Source organism: Moritella marina ATCC 15381, assembly GCF_008931805.1.
In the GTDB taxonomy this organism is placed as follows: domain Bacteria; phylum Pseudomonadota; class Gammaproteobacteria; order Enterobacterales; family Moritellaceae; genus Moritella; species Moritella marina.
Map to the genome: position 1 here is coordinate 3803956 of NZ_CP044399.1, position 15283 is coordinate 3819238.

Sequence of the window (15283 nt, forward strand, 5' to 3'; positions counted from 1 at the left end):
CTGCCCCGCATTAATCCATGCCTTTACTTGAGAATAACAATGCGCCGAAATATATTACCTATTTTGATGGCAATGGTGGTGTTAAGCCCCCTCGCGATCGATATCTACCTGCCTTCAATGCCGACGATGGCCACCGAGTTTCAGGTATCCTCAAGTGAAATCCAATCCACCTTAGTATTATTTTTATTTGCTATGGGTATTGGTCAGATATTAATTGGGCCACTAGCCGATCGATTTGGCCGCCGCCCTGTGGCGATTGCTGGTGTCGTCTTGTATTGCTTAAGCAGCCTACTTGCAGCTGGCGCCGCAGAGTTTCATTGGCTACAAATAGCACGTGTACTGCAAGGTATCGCTGCCTGTGCCACTTCAATTGTAGTATTTAGTGCGGTACGTGATAGCTTTGATTCTAAAGTCAGCGCACATTACTACAGTTACTTAAATGGCGTTATTTGTGTGATCCCTGCATTAGCACCAACTTTAGGTGGTCTATTAGCATTGCAGTTTGGTTGGCGTTCTACGTTTATTTTCATGGCAATATACGGTCTTATTATACTGTTATTAATCAGCAGAAAGTTACCGGAAACGCGTCCTGACAATACCGATACATCCGGTTCGCTTTATCACTGGGATCGCTTTAAACCAGTATTACACGATGCACACTTTATGTTTTATGCCATTGCTTGCATGGTCGGTATGGCTTCAATCTTAACGTACGTCTCGTATGCACCCGATTGGTTGATCCGCAATTTAGGCATCGCCGAGTTAGAGTTCAGTGGTTTGTTTGGCCTGAATGCCATCGTTAATATCGCCGCCTGTTTTGCTGCACCGTTAGTGATTAAACGCTTCGGTAATCGCCCTACCGTTATTATCGCGCTACTCGCTTTATTATCATCAGCTGCATTACAGTTGATGGTACAGCAATGGGGTCCAACCGCAGGCATGGCCGCAGCTTTTGCCTTCATGTTACCTATGATGCTGCTTTGCATTGGTTTCGCATTATTGCTTGGCCCTGCAACGAGCATGGCATTAGCCGCATTTGGCGAACGTGCAGGTACAGCGGCAGCAATGTTAGGTTGTATCCAAATGAGTGGCGCAGCATTACTTGCTGGTTTGATCCAACAAACAGATTTAACAGCCCCTTACGCGGTTATCGTATTGATGGGTGGTTTATCACTGGTATTATTAGCAATCATGCTCACACCACGTCTTAATCATTGGCATCAAGAACAAGTACAGCATTAAATGCCGCAATGAGCGGGTTCGTCTACACTGAAAGAACGCGTTCATTACTTTATCTTGAAGTAATTTGGAGATATAAGGCCATCATAATGCAAAATGAAAAACACCCTCTTCCACACGAATTTCCAGAACACGCTATCGATATCGCGAAGTTAAAAAGCGATGATCCCGCATTTGCAGCCCTCGCAAAAGAATATCATCAACTCGATCATCATATTTACGGCCTTGAAGCCAGTAATATTCCCACCACAGATGCCAATTTCATTGAATTAAAAACTCGCCGTTTAGTATTAAAAGATCAGATTTATCAAAAACTAATTCAAGGTGATTTTTAATTTTGTTACTGCCATTTAGTCATAAAAGCCTTACACTGAAGTTATAAATACATGGCATTAAGGGAATGCGCAATGACTGAAGAAAATAGCCAAGATAAACATCAACAAAAGATGCAGAAGATCCAAAGCACCGTCGCTAAACGTGTCGATAAAGCCACTGAAGAACGTGGTATTCTGATCGTAATGACAGGTAATGGTAAAGGTAAAACCTGCGCTGGTTTTGGTAATGTTATTCGCTGTATTGGCCATGGCTTTAACGCCGGCGTTGTGCAATTTATCAAAGGAACTTGGGAAGCAGGCGAAGTGAAATTTATTCAGCAAGTACGTCCAGACATGCCTTATCATGCCATGAAAACGGGATTTACCTGGGACACCCAAGATAAAGCCGCAGATATCGCCGCCGCAGAAGCAGCATGGGTACATGCCAAAGCAATGCTCGCCAATCCAGGTCTTAAAATGGTGCTGTTAGATGAGCTGACTTACATGCTCAGCTACCAATATCTAGATCACGAAGAAGTATTAAACGCGATCCGCAACCGCCCTGTAGATCAAACAGTTATCGTCACAGGTCGAAGCGCCCACAAAGATCTAGTCGCCATTGCCGACACCGTAAGTGAAGTTCGCGAAGAAAAACATGCTTTCCGCTCTGGTATCAAAGCGCAAAAAGGGATTGACTGGTAATGGATGAATTATCACTACATGAAACGCGCGTATTAGGCGCATTAATTGAAAAAGAACACACCACGCCCGATAACTACCCACTGTCGTTAAACTCATTAACGTCTGCATGTAATCAAAAAAGCAGCCGTGAGCCAGTACTCTCATTAAGCCAAGATGAAGTACAAAATATCGTTGATGATTTAGTCAAAAAACACTTAGTGATAAATGATGAAAATGGCGGTAAACGCAGTGCTAAAATTCGTCATCGTTTCGGTAATACTGAGTTCAGTAAAATTCGTTTCAACCCGCAACAATTAGCTATTTTGACGCTATTATTTTTACGTGGCCCACAAACTCCGGGTGAACTAAGAACCCGTTCGGCGCGCCAATATGCATTTAATGATGTGCAAGAAGTTGAAACGGCATTAGATCAACTGGCCAATCATGAACAAGGTCCATTTATCGTTAAACTAAATAGAGAGCCGGGACAAAGTGCTTGTCGTTATGCCCATCTATTCAGTGGTGCTGTAACGTCGACAGCTACCGCAACAGGTAACTCAGCACTGGCTAGCAGTAACAGCGCCGATGAAAATAACGCATTAGCAACGCGTGTTGATGAACTTGAACAGGAAGTCGCGACGCTTAAAGCGCAGTTAACAGCATTACAAGAAACTGTTGCGCTTTTAAGCGAGTAAAATTTTTAACTTGCCAGAATAATAAAGGGGCTCTGAATTCACAGATTCAGATGTCCTATTCAGCTATAAAGAGATGCTTATATTTAAATTAGGCGAATACCATTATCGAAGAGATAATCTAATTTTTCGCTTAAAAATAATATAATTGGAGTTTACGCGTGTTCGCCTAAAATTTTCCAACGGAGACCCCCTGCAGTCCTCACTATAGTTTGTGCAAGGTGTTTCAATCTTGGTTGTTGTTGTAACTTTTTCTCCTGTAAGTAATCCTTCATCACTTTTAGAAGAAGTCATTACATCACCAAAACAAAAAACTCTTAACTCATGAATTGATACAGCGCATACCATCAATACCGACATTAGCGCAGTCGTCGTTATCATTGCAGTTTTCATTGCTTACCTTTCAATCTAAGTCAGCTATTAGAGTAGAGTGAAAGGAATGCTTAAAAACGAAAGTTAACCGCTACATAGTAAGAATCTAAAACGATATCTTTATCACCAACACCAGTCTCAATTGCGAAAGTGTCGGCTTCGTAGCCAAGTCTAAAGCTAACATCAGCGTAAGTCTCATACGGGTTATATGGAATATACTCGATGCCAAAACCATAGCGAACACCCCCACCATTATCAATATCGATAGTACTACTTTGTATCGACTCATCTAAATCTATAGAAGTCACACCAATAATACCAAATGGGCGAATACCATTATCAAATGTATAACCTAAGTTTGCGCTTAACGATAATATTTTTGGGGTCCATGAAATCCCCGAACGATACATTGGCGACGGTGAAGTGAAGGTAATATCACCATAATTTGTATATTGTGCTTCTATCGCCGCAATATGATTAAACTGATAGCCTGCAATTATTTTATAGGTAGAATCCTCAGCTTTAGCTTCTATTGGTACCAGGGATTTTTCAAATAATCCACCATCATCAAAACCAGAAGTTCCGATTGCACCACCAAGATAAAACCCTCTTGATTCATTCGCTGATACAGTACTTACCATCAATACCGACATTAAGGCTGTCGTTGCTATCATTGTTTTTTTCATTGCTTACCTTTTAATCTTGAATTCTCGTTTAAATCAGGCAGCATAATAAAGTTAAATATCAAGAAAAAATAAACAATAATGAAACATATCAATAAATATACATAATCAACCACAAAAAACACAGTAAGCAATTGTATTTAAAAATTAAAATAAAAAATAAATGTGTATTAATATTTGCTTTGGTTATATTTTTATTACAAAAACAACGTATAAATATAATACTTAGTACTAAATGAATTGCATTAGGATGAAACAATCCAGTTTTAGAAGGCTAATGAGAGATTGATGAACCATGACATAAATGGTCATCTTGAATAGAGTCCAATATAGAATTATAGGTTTCCCCATCCACTAATTTGTAGTTAATAATATTATGGCTTTCACTATTTTTAGTTTTGATAAAAGCACTCATCGCAATGTTGTCTTTGTTGTAGGGCGAGGAGTAAACCCTAATATAGACCTTATTCATATCACATGAATTTAGGTTTGAAGCATACAATGCTTTTCTAAAATCACTCTCAACAAGTAACCGATCGGAATCACTAATATAGACATCAATATTATCCAGTCTATAATGTTGATAGTTTTTTTCATCCATAAAAGATGCGTTACTCATATTGTTTTTTGCGATAAGAAAAATCAACGTCGATAGCAATATTAAATTAACAAAAAACCACATACTCCTTACATAGTTCCCCTTAACAGCTGGTAAATTTATTTTTTTATTCTCGCTGAATATACGATTAAGGTCATTGTCTTTATCGCTTTCACTAGGGCCATCATCTAGCTCGATAACGTCATCTAACACTTGTGTTTCATCCGAATCTTCAATGCTTTTTTTAAGAGCTTCATTATGAATATCTTCGGGGAATTCATGATTAAAAGTAATTACTAAGGAGTAGCCTTTTTTACTAATGGTATTAAGTTTCAGTTCATTAGATTCGAGTTTTTTTATCGTCTTTCTTATATAACTAATGGTATTCGTTAATGATTGTTCAGAAACAATCGCGCCTTGCCAGCATTCTTCAAATAACTCATCCCTAGAAATACATTGATCTTGATTTTTTAATAAGTACATAAATACTCTAAAAGGCAAAGGGCGCATGCTAACTGTAATGCTTGAAAGGAGGCAAGTTACAGCCCGCATTTCAGGATCAATACTGATATATTGGGTTACTGGTTGTTTATGAATCATTAATTCCTGCATTTTTTAAGTAGAAATGATGGCCAACTTCATTCCGAGCAATAAATTTGTATATGATACATTATAATGTAAGCTCTTAACTTATACTGTTGATTATTTATCTCTTGTAGTTAAACAACACAAATAAAATCAAAGGAGTAGTGGTCTAGTGCAAGTATATTTAACTAAGCTAATGATTATAAACCTTATTTTGTTTTTTATTTTACTGAGTAAAATATTAACAACTTCAAATATTAGCTTAGCAGGTAGCCAATGGGTTTGTGATTTAAAAAAAATAGGCTTTGCAACAAATGCATACTCAAAATACAACAGCATAAATGAATTAATGCTTTATACATTTAGCTCAAAAAGTGCTTTCTATATTAAAGATAGGATATTGGTCGAGAATAAAAATGCTCAAACTGAAACCGCAGAACTACTCTTCGTAGGAAAGTATGTTTTAGAAGGCAATAACTTATCGATGACTTTCAACGATGTTATTTTTAAAAAAAAGCATAGCGATGACGTCATCAACAATGATCAATTGCTATATAAAGGCTTTTCGATAGATTATAAAATTGAACGTAAAGGTAATTTCCTTTATTTTTACTCGGCGAATAATAGCGAAGTATTTAATCACATTTGTTGGATGCATTAAGCGATAAACAATTTTCACTTTATGGTGTAGACTTCAACGCCAATTCTTTCGCCAAATAGTCTACCAACATACGTACTTTCGGCGACAGATGGCGATTTTGTGGATATAACGCCCACACTGCATCATCCGGTTCGCGGTAATTCGGTAGCAATTCAATTAACTGACCTTGATTAATATATTCCTGCACATAATAATCGGGCAGTTGCACAATACCGACGCCTTTCAAGGCCGCATCCACTAAAACTGGGCCACTGTTACAGCTAAAATTACCTTTCACGCGAATATTACGGGCTTTGCCTTTTTCCTGAAAACGCCAATAATCCAAGGTGCCAGATAAGCAATTATGACGGTCTAGTTCTGACAAGGTATGTGGCGCACCAAAGGCACTTAAGTATTCCGGCGCCGCGCAAACATATTGCTTACGTGTTGCCAAACGTTTACCTATCATCGAGGAATCGCCCAACTGACCAAGGCGAATAGCTAAATCAAAACCTTCATCAATTAAGTCAATTTGCTGATTAGATAAGACCAGTTGCACTTCTAATTCTGGATATTCCATCACAAAATCATTCACTAATGGCGCAACACTACGTTCACCGTAAGTAATTGGCGCAGTTATTTTTAACTTACCTTTGGGCGTGCTCTGTAAATTGCTGATGGCACGTTCAGCATCTGCTAAACCATCCATCACCTGACGACAATGCTGATAGTAAATGCCACCCACTTCGGTTACAGATACTTTACGTGTGGTCCGGTAGAATAACTTTGCCGACAAGCGCTCTTCAAGTGCCGACACCTGTCGACTCACTTGCGCGGTCGAGATCCCTAAACGCTTTGCTGCGGCGGTAAAACTTTCGGTTTCTGCAACCGCTACAAATTCACTGACACCAGACCAATCACTCATCAACACATTCTCTTATTCAACTGTTAGGTAACAATTATAAGTTATTAGCGACAATAAACCTAAACTATTACTATGTAGTAAAAGTGATTTGCTTATCCAGCTCATTATCATCAGTACATAACTCCAATATAATCTCGCCTTAATTACTGATATCCAGTAACTCTAACGAGAAAGATTATGCTATCAACGATCAAGCGTTCATTGCCATTGCAACTATTCATAGCCGCTATGCTGGCTTGGGTCTTTGCCACAATAATGCCCACTGTAGCCAATATTACCGAGCCAGTTATTGAACAAACTTGGTATCAATTAATTTTGTTAGGTAAGACCACTTATATCGGTTTGCTGAAAATGGTTATCGGCTTAGTAGTAATGCTGTCATTAATGCAGGGTATTACCAATATAGGCTCAACGCTAAAGTTAAAAACCTTAGGCGTCAGCACCCTCGCTTTTTACAGCTTAACGTCGATTATCGCGATTAGTCTCGGGCTTGGTGCTGCGCTATTAATGCCAGAATGGCAACCACTTGTAGAGCCAGTCGTTGTTGCTGACCACATTAATTTAATTGAACAAGATACAGTCACAGGCTCAAGCATTACCGCTAAATTATTGGCGATGGCGTTAGTGAATCCTTTTTCAGCCTTAGTTAACGGTAACCTGTTAGCGATTGTTTTATTCTCGTTGTTATTTTCAGTATCGTTATTACGTTCATTGCCACAAGACCATGTGGTATTTACTGTGATTGCGGGGTTGAATACAGGTTTAAATAAATTAGTACAGAGCATCATTCGTCTCGCCCCGATAGCCGTGTTCGCCATTGTATTTGAGTTTACGGTGACAGGAAATACCGGCTTATTTGGTCAATTAGCGCTATTCGCCTTGTTAGTGTTTGTACTCACGCTGATTCACGGCGTAATTGTATTACCGACTCTAGCTAAAATTTTTACTGGCATTAAATTTAGCACCTTATTTAAAGCCATTTCCGCACCACTCGCGATGGCGTTTGCCACTTCATCAAGCTCAGCAACACTGCCTTTATCTATGCAAGCAGCAGAGAACGAGCTGGGCATATCACAAAGCACCAGCAGTTTTGTACTGCCACTCGGCGCGGTGATGAATATGGATGGCACCGCCTTGTTTGAAGGTGTAGCAGCGATCTTCCTCGCGCAGTTATTTGGTATTGATTTAAGTACCACTGGCATTGTGATGATATTTATTATGGCCATGGTTTCATCAGTCGGCGCACCCGGTATGCCATCAGGATCTATGTCTGGTATGCAATTAGTCATGCTAGCCGCAGGTATTCCACTAGAAGGTATCGCGATCTTGCTTATTATCGAACGTCCACTCGATACATTTAGAACGGCGGTAAATGTGGAAGGTGATTTGATTGCAGCGCTGGTTGTTGATAAATGGCAACAGGATAAAATATAACCGAGCTTAATCGCGAGATAAAGGTAGGAGGAGATAAGCCCCTATCTTTAATAATTGCATTTCAAGACGATCGGTCATAGAATAGCCAAATGCCAAGACCTAAACAAAACGAACATACCCGCGAAGCCCTGATTGAAGTTGGTATCAAGCATATCTCTCAACACGGTTATCACGGTACTGGGATTAAACAGATCCTAGACGAGCTAAAAGTACCTAAAGGGTCTTTTTATAACTATTTTAATAGCAAAGAAGCCTTTGTTGCCGAGCTAATCGAAGCCGATATGCACGCCAATGCCAAAGAAATTCAACCGCTATTGGATGACGTAAACCTAAATCCAATACAAAAATTGCGTGCGCTATTTGAAAAAGGCCGCCAAAAATACAGCGAACAAAACGGCAAACAAGGTTGTTTAGTTGCCAGTGTCGCTAACGATATTGGTGATTCAAGTGCATTATGCCAACAGGCAATGCAACGTTCGGTAAACGCACTGAACAAACTATTATCTGGATTAATCAGCGATGCACAAGCACAGCAATTGATCCGTACTGACTTACCCGCCAAGCAGTTAGCTACATTGATGTGGACAGCATGGGAAGGTAGTTTAATCGAAATGAAGATCGCCGGTAATACCGATAATCTAACGCAGATTACCGACTTCATTTTTGATGACATTTTAAAAGTTAGCTAATTAACGAGCTAACCGAAAAAGCAAACAAACAGCGATATTATGAGTCGAATTGTAATATCGTTTTTTTGACCCAAGACTAAGACGACCGGTCTAATGATTTATTTAAAGCAGGATTAATAATGACTACAGCAATTACATTACAGCAAGGTTTTACCTTAAAAAATGGCACGTTTATTAAAAACCGTTTATTTAAATCGGCAATGAGCGAACAACTTAGTGATGCCCAACACAACCCATTACCCGGTTTAGCTACGCTGTATCGCGCTTGGGCGTTAGGCGGTTTAGGATTATCAATTACGGGTAACCTCATGGTTGATCGTAACGCGCTTGGCGAACCAAAACAGGTGGTATTAGATGAACAAAGTGATTTAACTGAATTTAAAAATTGGGCAAAGCAAGGCAGCCTTAATGGTACACAGTTATGGGCGCAGCTAAATCATCCCGGTAAACAGACTCCTAATTTTATTAATAAAGAACCTGTCGCGCCATCAGCTATCGCATTAACTAATGGTTTAGAAAAAGGTTTTAATACACCACGCGCCTTAACCGAATCAGAAATTTTGAACATTATTGGTCAATTTCAAACGAGTGCAAAACTGGCGAAGCAAGTTGGTTTTACAGGCGTACAAATCCACGGCGCCCACGGTTATCTAGTGAATCAATTTTTGTCTCCACGTCACAATCAACGTGACGACCAATGGGGTGGTAGCATTGAAAATCGTATGCGCTTTGTATTATCTATCTATCAAGCAATACGTGCCGAAGTCGGTGGCGCATTTCCAATTGGCATTAAATTAAATTCAGCCGATTTCATGCGTGGTGGTTTTACTGAAGAAGAGTCAATGCAAGTCGTTAAAGCATTAGCGGATGCCGGTATCGATCAGATTGAGATCAGCGGTGGTACCTATGAAAGTCCAACGATGACAGGTCATAAGGTAAAAAAATCAACTTTAGAACGTGAAGCTTACTTCCTTGCTTATGCAGAAAAAGTACGTGCAATCACCGACACACCGTTAGTGGTAACAGGTGGTTTCCGTTCAAGCAAAGCCATGTTGTCAGCACTAAAAAGCAATGCCACTGATTTTATTGGCCTCGCGCGTCCTATGTCATTAGATACGCAACTGCCAAATAAGTTAATGGCATCAGACGAGCATGCAATCAGCTTACCGAATTTAACCACAGGTGTGAAAGCCATAGATCGTATGGCGATGTTAGACATTACTTGGTACGAAGCCCAGCTTGCCCGCATTGCGAAACAACAACAGCCGAAAGCAAATTTAGGCACTTGGCCGGTATTCTTCAAAACCATCTATGGAGCTGGTATCTACGCATTTAGAAAACGCCGTGCTTAACCATCACGGTAGCGTCGCTATATTGACCATAAATGTGTTAGCATAGCGAAAATTTTTACCCATTTTCACAAGGTGTTTATTCATGAAAGTTGTTCGCTGGTTACTAGGTCGTCTTATTTTAACGCTTAATTTTATTTTCACGCCAAAAAGCATGAAACGTCCTGCTGATGAACAAGCGAAAGTGGATAGTGAAATTAATAATATGTCACTTTACCAATTTGAAGCGTGCCCATTTTGCGTGAAAGTACGCCGTAGCATGAAACGTTTAAACCTAGATATTGCAGTACGTGATGCGAAAAATGATGCGACATTTGGTAACGAACTAGAGCAAGAAGGCGGTCGCCGTAAAGTTCCTTGCCTACGCATTGAAGAAAACGGTCAAGTGCAATGGATGTATGAATCAAATGACATCATTGCCCATTTAGAAAAGAAATTCGCTTCTTAGATTCAAATATTAAATGGCGAATAGCCAAGTTAATTAATACCTGAAAGCCTGATAGCAATATCAGGTTTTTTTATGTTCAATAATCTTCCTCTAGAATGAAATCCGCCCTCCAATAGTCCAACTGTAATCAATGTCATCCATGCCATAATAAGTACCGTTAGGGCTAAAAGCAGATACTTTAGCATACGGATAGACATGTAAAATCGGGCGCATAGTACCTATAGATATTTCCCATTCATTCGCGGTCCCTTGGTTGAAATCAATCATATCCGATTTGTCTTCTGCATAGTGAAACTCAAATTTACCAATAACATAAGCATGCTGGAAGTACTTAGCTGCGGCGAAATAGGCCGAATACTTATTCGCATCATCAACCGTCATCCAAGTGAAACCATTGCGGACAAATTCACTTGTCACGCCAAACTTGGCAGAGTACCCGTCGAAAAATCGGATTGCAGAAAGGTCAACAAAGTGTGTTTTTGTTTTAACGCCATCAACACCTGCCAACTCCCCCATAAGCCAATCATCCTCCAAGCTGAACTCATAATAAGAATCCAACTTCCAATTCGAATTAACAAATTGATGGTAACCAACACCAATCCCGAGCCATTCGTTGCTGTCTCCACCAATATATAAATAAGTATTATCAGTTACCGTCGCGGTAACACCGATCTCTATAACATCCTTTTCAATTGATAGATCAATTCCAGCAAACGCTGAAGTACAGAGCATCATTGCGCTGCAAGTAATTGAAATAGTTTTCATGCTCTAACCTAGGGGGAGGCTCCAAGCAAACGCTAGGAGCTGAATACATAAAATAGATAATTATTTTAAATGAGAGCGAATTGAATCGCGGATAGCACTACGGTCAATAACCTGTCCACTACTCTCCATCAATGGTCTTGGCCCATCTTGAACCATATCAGCGCTCATAATCGTGCTTCCTGAAATGGTGTGACTGATCGTTGGACTATTATCAATTTCCGGCATTTCAGGTCCACCCCATATAGGTGGTAATCGGTCTGGAATCGAAGCTGTTGGAAGACCGAAATCTGGATCAACTACCCCCCAATCTGGTGTATTTCCAGCATCAAGACCCCATTCTGGTGAGTCATCAAGATCAGGAATAACGGCCTCAATATCAAGACCCCATTCTGGTGAGCCATCGATATCAGGGATAACTGGATCACCCGGTCCACCGTTGCTTGAGTCACCCGAAGAAGAACAGCCTGCTAAAAATAGAGAAGCAGAGACAATCGTTGCCAAAAGAGATTTATTCATAATGTATACCTTAAGTCTAATCAAAGTTCACTGATACCTAACGTTCATCAGTGGCGAAATCATCGCCATTTCCATTGGCACAACGACAATGATTTTGAAGGTATATCAATAATCTAATACCAAAATAACAAAACCAAAGCCAACCGCTATCAGCAAATCCATGCGACGCTATCTGTTGGGAGGCATTATTATAATTTGATGCTGAAAGAACTAATGACTATTACTTATTAGTCCCATAAGTAATGCTTATTATAAGGGAATCACCGCTAACACCCGCCAATTATTACCATGCAGTAAAAGTAATTTGCGATTTAATGGGATTATCAACACCTGAGAAATAACTATAATGGCTCCAACAAAACGAGGGACCTCAGCGTTACCTCCCAAATGACAATATAAATTAGCGAGAACAACATGACTGATAAATTTATTAAATCAAAAGCGGCAATTGCTTGGGGCCCTAACCAACCACTTTCTATTGAAGAAGTAGATGTGATGTTACCCCGCGCTGGCGAAGTATTAGTGCGCATCGTAGCAACAGGTGTATGTCATACAGATGCATTCACTATGTCAGGTGATGATCCAGAAGGTATCTTCCCAGTGATTCTTGGCCATGAAGGTGGTGGTATCGTTGAACAAATTGGTGAAGGCGTAACAAGCGTTGCTGTCGGCGACCATGTTATCCCACTTTACACACCAGAGTGTGGCGAATGTAAATACTGCAAATCAGGGAAAACCAACCTTTGCCAACAAATTCGTGAAACCCAAGGTAAAGGCGTCATGCCAGACGGCACGACACGTTTTTACAAAGACGGTCAGCCAATCTTCCATTACATGGGTTGCTCAACATTCTCAGAATACACAGTATTACCCGAGATCTCGTTAGCGAAAGTAAACAAAGAAGCACCACTAGAAGAAGTTTGTTTATTAGGTTGTGGTGTAACAACCGGTATGGGCGCAGTGCTTAATACAGCCAAAGTACAAGAAGGCGACACTGTTGCTGTATTTGGTCTTGGCGGTATTGGTCTTTCTGCAATCATCGGCGCACAAATGGCAAAAGCAGGTCGTATCATTGCTATCGACATTAACGAAAGTAAGTTTGAACTAGCACGTCAATTAGGCGCAACAGACTGCATCAATCCAAAAGATTACGACAAGCCAATTCAAGACGTGATCGTTGAGCTAACAGATGGCGGCGTTGATTACTCATTCGAATGTATCGGTAACGTCGATGTTATGCGTTCAGCATTAGAATGCTGTCACAAAGGTTGGGGCGAATCTGTCGTAATCGGCGTTGCCGGTGCGGGTCAAGAGATCTCAACTCGCCCATTCCAACTAGTGACTGGTCGTGTATGGCGTGGTAGTGCATTCGGTGGTGTTAAAGGTCGTTCAGAATTACCAGAAATTGTAGAACGTTACATGGCGGGTGATTTCAAACTAAACGATTTCATTACTCATACCATGGGCTTAGAAGACATTAACGAATCATTTGAATTAATGCACAAAGGCGAAAGTATTCGAACTGTTATTCACTTCGATAAATAGTGCTTTCTACAAGTTGTCTTTTCGGTAAAAAAACGTTTTAAAATAATCGTGTTATATCCGCCTTCACATACAACCAGTATGTGAAGGCGTTTTTAAATCATAAATTTTCTATTTTCTATTTTCTATAAATACAGTGAGCAGGTATCGTTATGGGTTGGTTATTTCTTTTATTAGGCGTCTTAGCTGAAGCAACATCACATGTAGCACTGAAAGCCACCAACGGGTTTAGTAACTTTTGGCCAAGTGTCATTGTTATTTTTGGCCACCTACTCGCGTTTTTATTTTTAGGCCAAGCCGTTAAAAACTTACCCGTTGGTATTGTCCATGCGTCATGGGCCGGTTTAGCCATTATTCTAGTCACTTATATGTCGAGCTTAGTTTACAAGCAACACCTGGATACTAAAGTTTGGATCGGTATGTTATTTATCGCCGTTGGTATTGCCCTCATTAACTTATCATCAACACCGCATACTCACTAAGCCAGGCTAAACCACTGACAAGTGAACACTTTACAATAATTTTTTGTGCTTGTTACATCGATTTTTTGTGCTTACAGCATAGTTAAGTATTAAAGCAGTTTAATTCCCCCACCTATTTATGCTATCTTGGGCCGCTTTTAACTCCTATCAAATACTTTCATTAAAGGCTCACCATGGCACGTAAAGGCACTCTGTTCATTGTATCCGCTCCAAGTGGCGCAGGTAAATCAAGTCTTATCAAAGCACTTCTAGATGCAAACCCAAGCAGCGATATGAAAGTGTCTGTCTCTCATACGACTCGCGCAATTCGCCCTGGCGAAGTTGATGGTACACATTACCATTACATTCCAGTGGCTGATTTTAAAGCACAAATCGAAAATAATGAATTTTTTGAGTGGGCTGAAGTATTCGGCAATTACTACGGCACATCACGCGTGATGATTGAAAATACCCTAGCACGTGGCATTGATATTTTCTTAGATATCGATTGGCAAGGTGCGCGTCAAATCAAAGAGCAAATCACTGATGCCCGAGGTATCTTTATCTTACCACCAAGCCGTGAAGAACTTGAGCGTCGTCTAAACAGCCGCGGTCAAGACAGTGAAGAAATCATCGCAAGTAGAATGGCTGAAGCAGAAGCTGAAATGTCACACTATAATGAATATGATTACCTGATCATTAATGATGATTTCTCGACCGCACTTGAAGATCTACACGCAATTGTACGCGCAGAACGACTTGGTTCAGCAAAGCAAGCTGCGAAAAACAGCGTGATAATGAAAGATTTGCTGGTTAAGTAGGCAAAAATAAAGTATAGTTTCTCGTCATTTTTTAGACTTAATTCACTGGGAGTTCCTGCATGGCACGCGTAACCGTAGAAGATGCTGTACAACAGGTTGGTAATCGTTTCGACCTAATATTAATGGCGGCACGTCGCGCTCGTCAATTACAGATTAATGGCAAAGAGCCTTTGGTAGCACCAGAGAATGATAAGCCGACTGTAATCGCCCTTCGTGAAATTGAAGCAGGTCTAATGAGCAACGAATTAATGGATGCTGGCGACCGTCAAGAACAGCAAGAACACGAAGCACAGCAAGTAGCAGCAGTAGCAGCAATTGCTGAAGGCCGTGGTTAATACCGAATCATCTCTTTGATGGTTTGATAAAAAAGGTGCAATATGCACCTTTTTTAATACCTGAAATCCGTTAGGAAATAGATTATAGAGTTTTATATATATTTAAAACCCTACCCTCTAAATGGTTAATACTCACTAGAATTAGCATAAATATGACCAAGATGTAAATTTAAAGGTGCAATTAACCCCACTTT

Annotated in this window: 18 protein-coding genes; 13 read left to right on the plus strand and 5 right to left on the minus strand. The window is 40.1% G+C overall.

Annotated features, from left to right (window positions below):
- The first annotated feature begins 39 nt into the window (after window positions 1–39).
- The 4 genes from FR932_RS17100 to FR932_RS17115 all read left to right on the plus strand — a co-directional run bounded on the left by FR932_RS17100 (window position 40) and on the right by FR932_RS17115 (window position 2929).
- A complete protein-coding gene (locus FR932_RS17100) occupies window positions 40–1242 on the plus strand; it encodes a multidrug effflux MFS transporter (RefSeq protein ID WP_019441217.1) in 1203 nt (400 codons plus the stop codon).
- 86 nt (window positions 1243–1328) lie between these two features.
- The gene (locus tag FR932_RS17105; RefSeq protein ID WP_019441218.1) at window positions 1329–1574 is read left to right on the plus strand and encodes an HP1242/YdcH family protein; all 246 of its coding nucleotides are present in this window, start codon (window positions 1329–1331) and stop codon (window positions 1572–1574) included.
- Window positions 1575–1646: 72 nt separating this feature from the next.
- Window positions 1647–2255 (plus strand): cob(I)yrinic acid a,c-diamide adenosyltransferase, encoded by a 609-nt coding sequence (gene cobO / locus FR932_RS17110; protein WP_019441219.1) that lies wholly within the window; start codon window positions 1647–1649, stop codon window positions 2253–2255.
- Entirely contained in the window at window positions 2255–2929 is a 675-nt protein-coding gene (locus tag FR932_RS17115) for a YceH family protein (RefSeq protein ID WP_019441220.1), read from the plus strand. The genes cobO and FR932_RS17115 overlap by 1 nt, the downstream gene beginning before the upstream one ends.
- A 440-nt stretch (window positions 2930–3369) precedes the next feature.
- On the opposite strand, the gene FR932_RS17120 is transcribed toward FR932_RS17115, so the two are convergent.
- Both FR932_RS17120 and FR932_RS17125 read right to left on the minus strand, forming a co-directional pair.
- Window positions 3370–3984 (minus strand): porin family protein, encoded by a 615-nt coding sequence (locus tag FR932_RS17120; protein ID WP_019441221.1) that lies wholly within the window; start codon window positions 3982–3984, stop codon window positions 3370–3372.
- A 271-nt stretch (window positions 3985–4255) separates the two neighbouring features.
- Entirely contained in the window at window positions 4256–5179 is a 924-nt protein-coding gene (locus FR932_RS17125) for a winged helix-turn-helix domain-containing protein (protein ID WP_019441222.1), read from the minus strand.
- Window positions 5180–5336: 157 nt separating this feature from the next.
- Between FR932_RS17125 and FR932_RS17130 the strand changes: the two genes are divergently transcribed.
- Complete coding sequence (locus tag FR932_RS17130) at window positions 5337–5825, plus strand: hypothetical protein (protein ID WP_019628918.1); 489 nt, start codon at window positions 5337–5339, stop codon at window positions 5823–5825.
- A gap of 19 nt (window positions 5826–5844) precedes the next feature.
- Here the strand turns inward: FR932_RS17130 and FR932_RS17135 are convergent, their stop codons facing one another.
- Window positions 5845–6729, minus strand: coding sequence for a LysR family transcriptional regulator (locus FR932_RS17135; RefSeq protein ID WP_019441224.1), 885 nt, complete (start codon window positions 6727–6729; stop codon window positions 5845–5847).
- Window positions 6730–6906: 177 nt separating this feature from the next.
- Between FR932_RS17135 and FR932_RS17140 the strand changes: the two genes are divergently transcribed.
- The 4 genes from FR932_RS17140 (at window position 6907) to FR932_RS17155 (ending at window position 10649) form a co-directional block, all read left to right on the plus strand.
- Window positions 6907–8163, plus strand: coding sequence for a dicarboxylate/amino acid:cation symporter (locus tag FR932_RS17140; protein WP_019441225.1), 1257 nt, complete (start codon window positions 6907–6909; stop codon window positions 8161–8163).
- Between the two features lie 89 nt (window positions 8164–8252).
- Window positions 8253–8852 carry a TetR/AcrR family transcriptional regulator gene (locus FR932_RS17145; RefSeq protein WP_019441226.1) on the plus strand — a complete coding sequence of 200 codons (600 nt, stop codon included), beginning with the start codon at window positions 8253–8255 and terminating at the stop codon, window positions 8850–8852.
- Between the two features lie 119 nt (window positions 8853–8971).
- Window positions 8972–10204 (plus strand): NADH:flavin oxidoreductase/NADH oxidase family protein, encoded by a 1233-nt coding sequence (locus tag FR932_RS17150; protein WP_019441227.1) that lies wholly within the window; start codon window positions 8972–8974, stop codon window positions 10202–10204.
- Between the two features lie 82 nt (window positions 10205–10286).
- A complete protein-coding gene (locus tag FR932_RS17155; protein WP_019441228.1) occupies window positions 10287–10649 on the plus strand; it encodes a glutaredoxin family protein in 363 nt (120 codons plus the stop codon).
- A gap of 90 nt (window positions 10650–10739) precedes the next feature.
- Here FR932_RS17155 and FR932_RS17160 read toward each other — a convergent pair whose 3' ends face one another.
- Both FR932_RS17160 and FR932_RS17165 read right to left on the minus strand, forming a co-directional pair.
- Window positions 10740–11414, minus strand: a complete 675-nt coding sequence (locus FR932_RS17160; RefSeq protein WP_019441229.1) for a hypothetical protein — start codon at window positions 11412–11414, stop codon at window positions 10740–10742.
- Window positions 11415–11474: 60 nt separating this feature from the next.
- Window positions 11475–11930 (minus strand): hypothetical protein, encoded by a 456-nt coding sequence (locus FR932_RS17165; RefSeq protein WP_019441230.1) that lies wholly within the window; start codon window positions 11928–11930, stop codon window positions 11475–11477.
- Window positions 11931–12344: 414 nt separating this feature from the next.
- Here FR932_RS17165 and FR932_RS17170 point away from each other — a divergent pair, with 414 nt between their 5' ends.
- The 4 genes from FR932_RS17170 to rpoZ all read left to right on the plus strand — a co-directional run bounded on the left by FR932_RS17170 (window position 12345) and on the right by rpoZ (window position 15089).
- Complete coding sequence (locus tag FR932_RS17170) at window positions 12345–13475, plus strand: S-(hydroxymethyl)glutathione dehydrogenase/class III alcohol dehydrogenase (protein WP_019441231.1); 1131 nt, start codon at window positions 12345–12347, stop codon at window positions 13473–13475.
- Window positions 13476–13624: 149 nt separating this feature from the next.
- On the plus strand, window positions 13625–13954 hold the full coding sequence (locus tag FR932_RS17175; RefSeq protein ID WP_017222388.1) for a DMT family transporter: 330 nt from the start codon (window positions 13625–13627) through the stop codon (window positions 13952–13954).
- A 173-nt stretch (window positions 13955–14127) separates the two neighbouring features.
- Window positions 14128–14754 carry a guanylate kinase gene (gene gmk, locus FR932_RS17180; RefSeq protein ID WP_019441232.1) on the plus strand — a complete coding sequence of 209 codons (627 nt, stop codon included), beginning with the start codon at window positions 14128–14130 and terminating at the stop codon, window positions 14752–14754.
- Window positions 14755–14813: 59 nt separating this feature from the next.
- The gene (gene rpoZ, locus FR932_RS17185) at window positions 14814–15089 is read left to right on the plus strand and encodes a DNA-directed RNA polymerase subunit omega (RefSeq protein ID WP_019441233.1); all 276 of its coding nucleotides are present in this window, start codon (window positions 14814–14816) and stop codon (window positions 15087–15089) included.
- Window positions 15090–15283: the final 194 nt, after the last annotated feature.

Coding starts and splice junctions, on each gene's coding strand:
- FR932_RS17100 (WP_019441217.1), top strand. CDS start 40: ATGCGCCGAAATATATTACCTATTTTGATGGCAATGGTGGTGTTAAGC.
- FR932_RS17105 (WP_019441218.1), top strand. CDS start 1,329: ATGCAAAATGAAAAACACCCTCTTCCACACGAATTTCCAGAACACGCT.
- cobO (WP_019441219.1), top strand. CDS start 1,647: ATGACTGAAGAAAATAGCCAAGATAAACATCAACAAAAGATGCAGAAG.
- FR932_RS17115 (WP_019441220.1), top strand. CDS start 2,255: ATGGATGAATTATCACTACATGAAACGCGCGTATTAGGCGCATTAATT.
- FR932_RS17120 (WP_019441221.1), bottom strand. CDS start 3,984: ATGAAAAAAACAATGATAGCAACGACAGCCTTAATGTCGGTATTGATG.
- FR932_RS17125 (WP_019441222.1), bottom strand. CDS start 5,179: ATGATTCATAAACAACCAGTAACCCAATATATCAGTATTGATCCTGAA.
- FR932_RS17135 (WP_019441224.1), bottom strand. CDS start 6,729: ATGAGTGATTGGTCTGGTGTCAGTGAATTTGTAGCGGTTGCAGAAACC.
- FR932_RS17140 (WP_019441225.1), top strand. CDS start 6,907: ATGCTATCAACGATCAAGCGTTCATTGCCATTGCAACTATTCATAGCC.
- FR932_RS17145 (WP_019441226.1), top strand. CDS start 8,253: ATGCCAAGACCTAAACAAAACGAACATACCCGCGAAGCCCTGATTGAA.
- FR932_RS17150 (WP_019441227.1), top strand. CDS start 8,972: ATGACTACAGCAATTACATTACAGCAAGGTTTTACCTTAAAAAATGGC.
- FR932_RS17155 (WP_019441228.1), top strand. CDS start 10,287: ATGAAAGTTGTTCGCTGGTTACTAGGTCGTCTTATTTTAACGCTTAAT.
- FR932_RS17160 (WP_019441229.1), bottom strand. CDS start 11,414: ATGAAAACTATTTCAATTACTTGCAGCGCAATGATGCTCTGTACTTCA.
- FR932_RS17165 (WP_019441230.1), bottom strand. CDS start 11,930: ATGAATAAATCTCTTTTGGCAACGATTGTCTCTGCTTCTCTATTTTTA.
- FR932_RS17170 (WP_019441231.1), top strand. CDS start 12,345: ATGACTGATAAATTTATTAAATCAAAAGCGGCAATTGCTTGGGGCCCT.
- FR932_RS17175 (WP_017222388.1), top strand. CDS start 13,625: ATGGGTTGGTTATTTCTTTTATTAGGCGTCTTAGCTGAAGCAACATCA.
- gmk (WP_019441232.1), top strand. CDS start 14,128: ATGGCACGTAAAGGCACTCTGTTCATTGTATCCGCTCCAAGTGGCGCA.
- rpoZ (WP_019441233.1), top strand. CDS start 14,814: ATGGCACGCGTAACCGTAGAAGATGCTGTACAACAGGTTGGTAATCGT.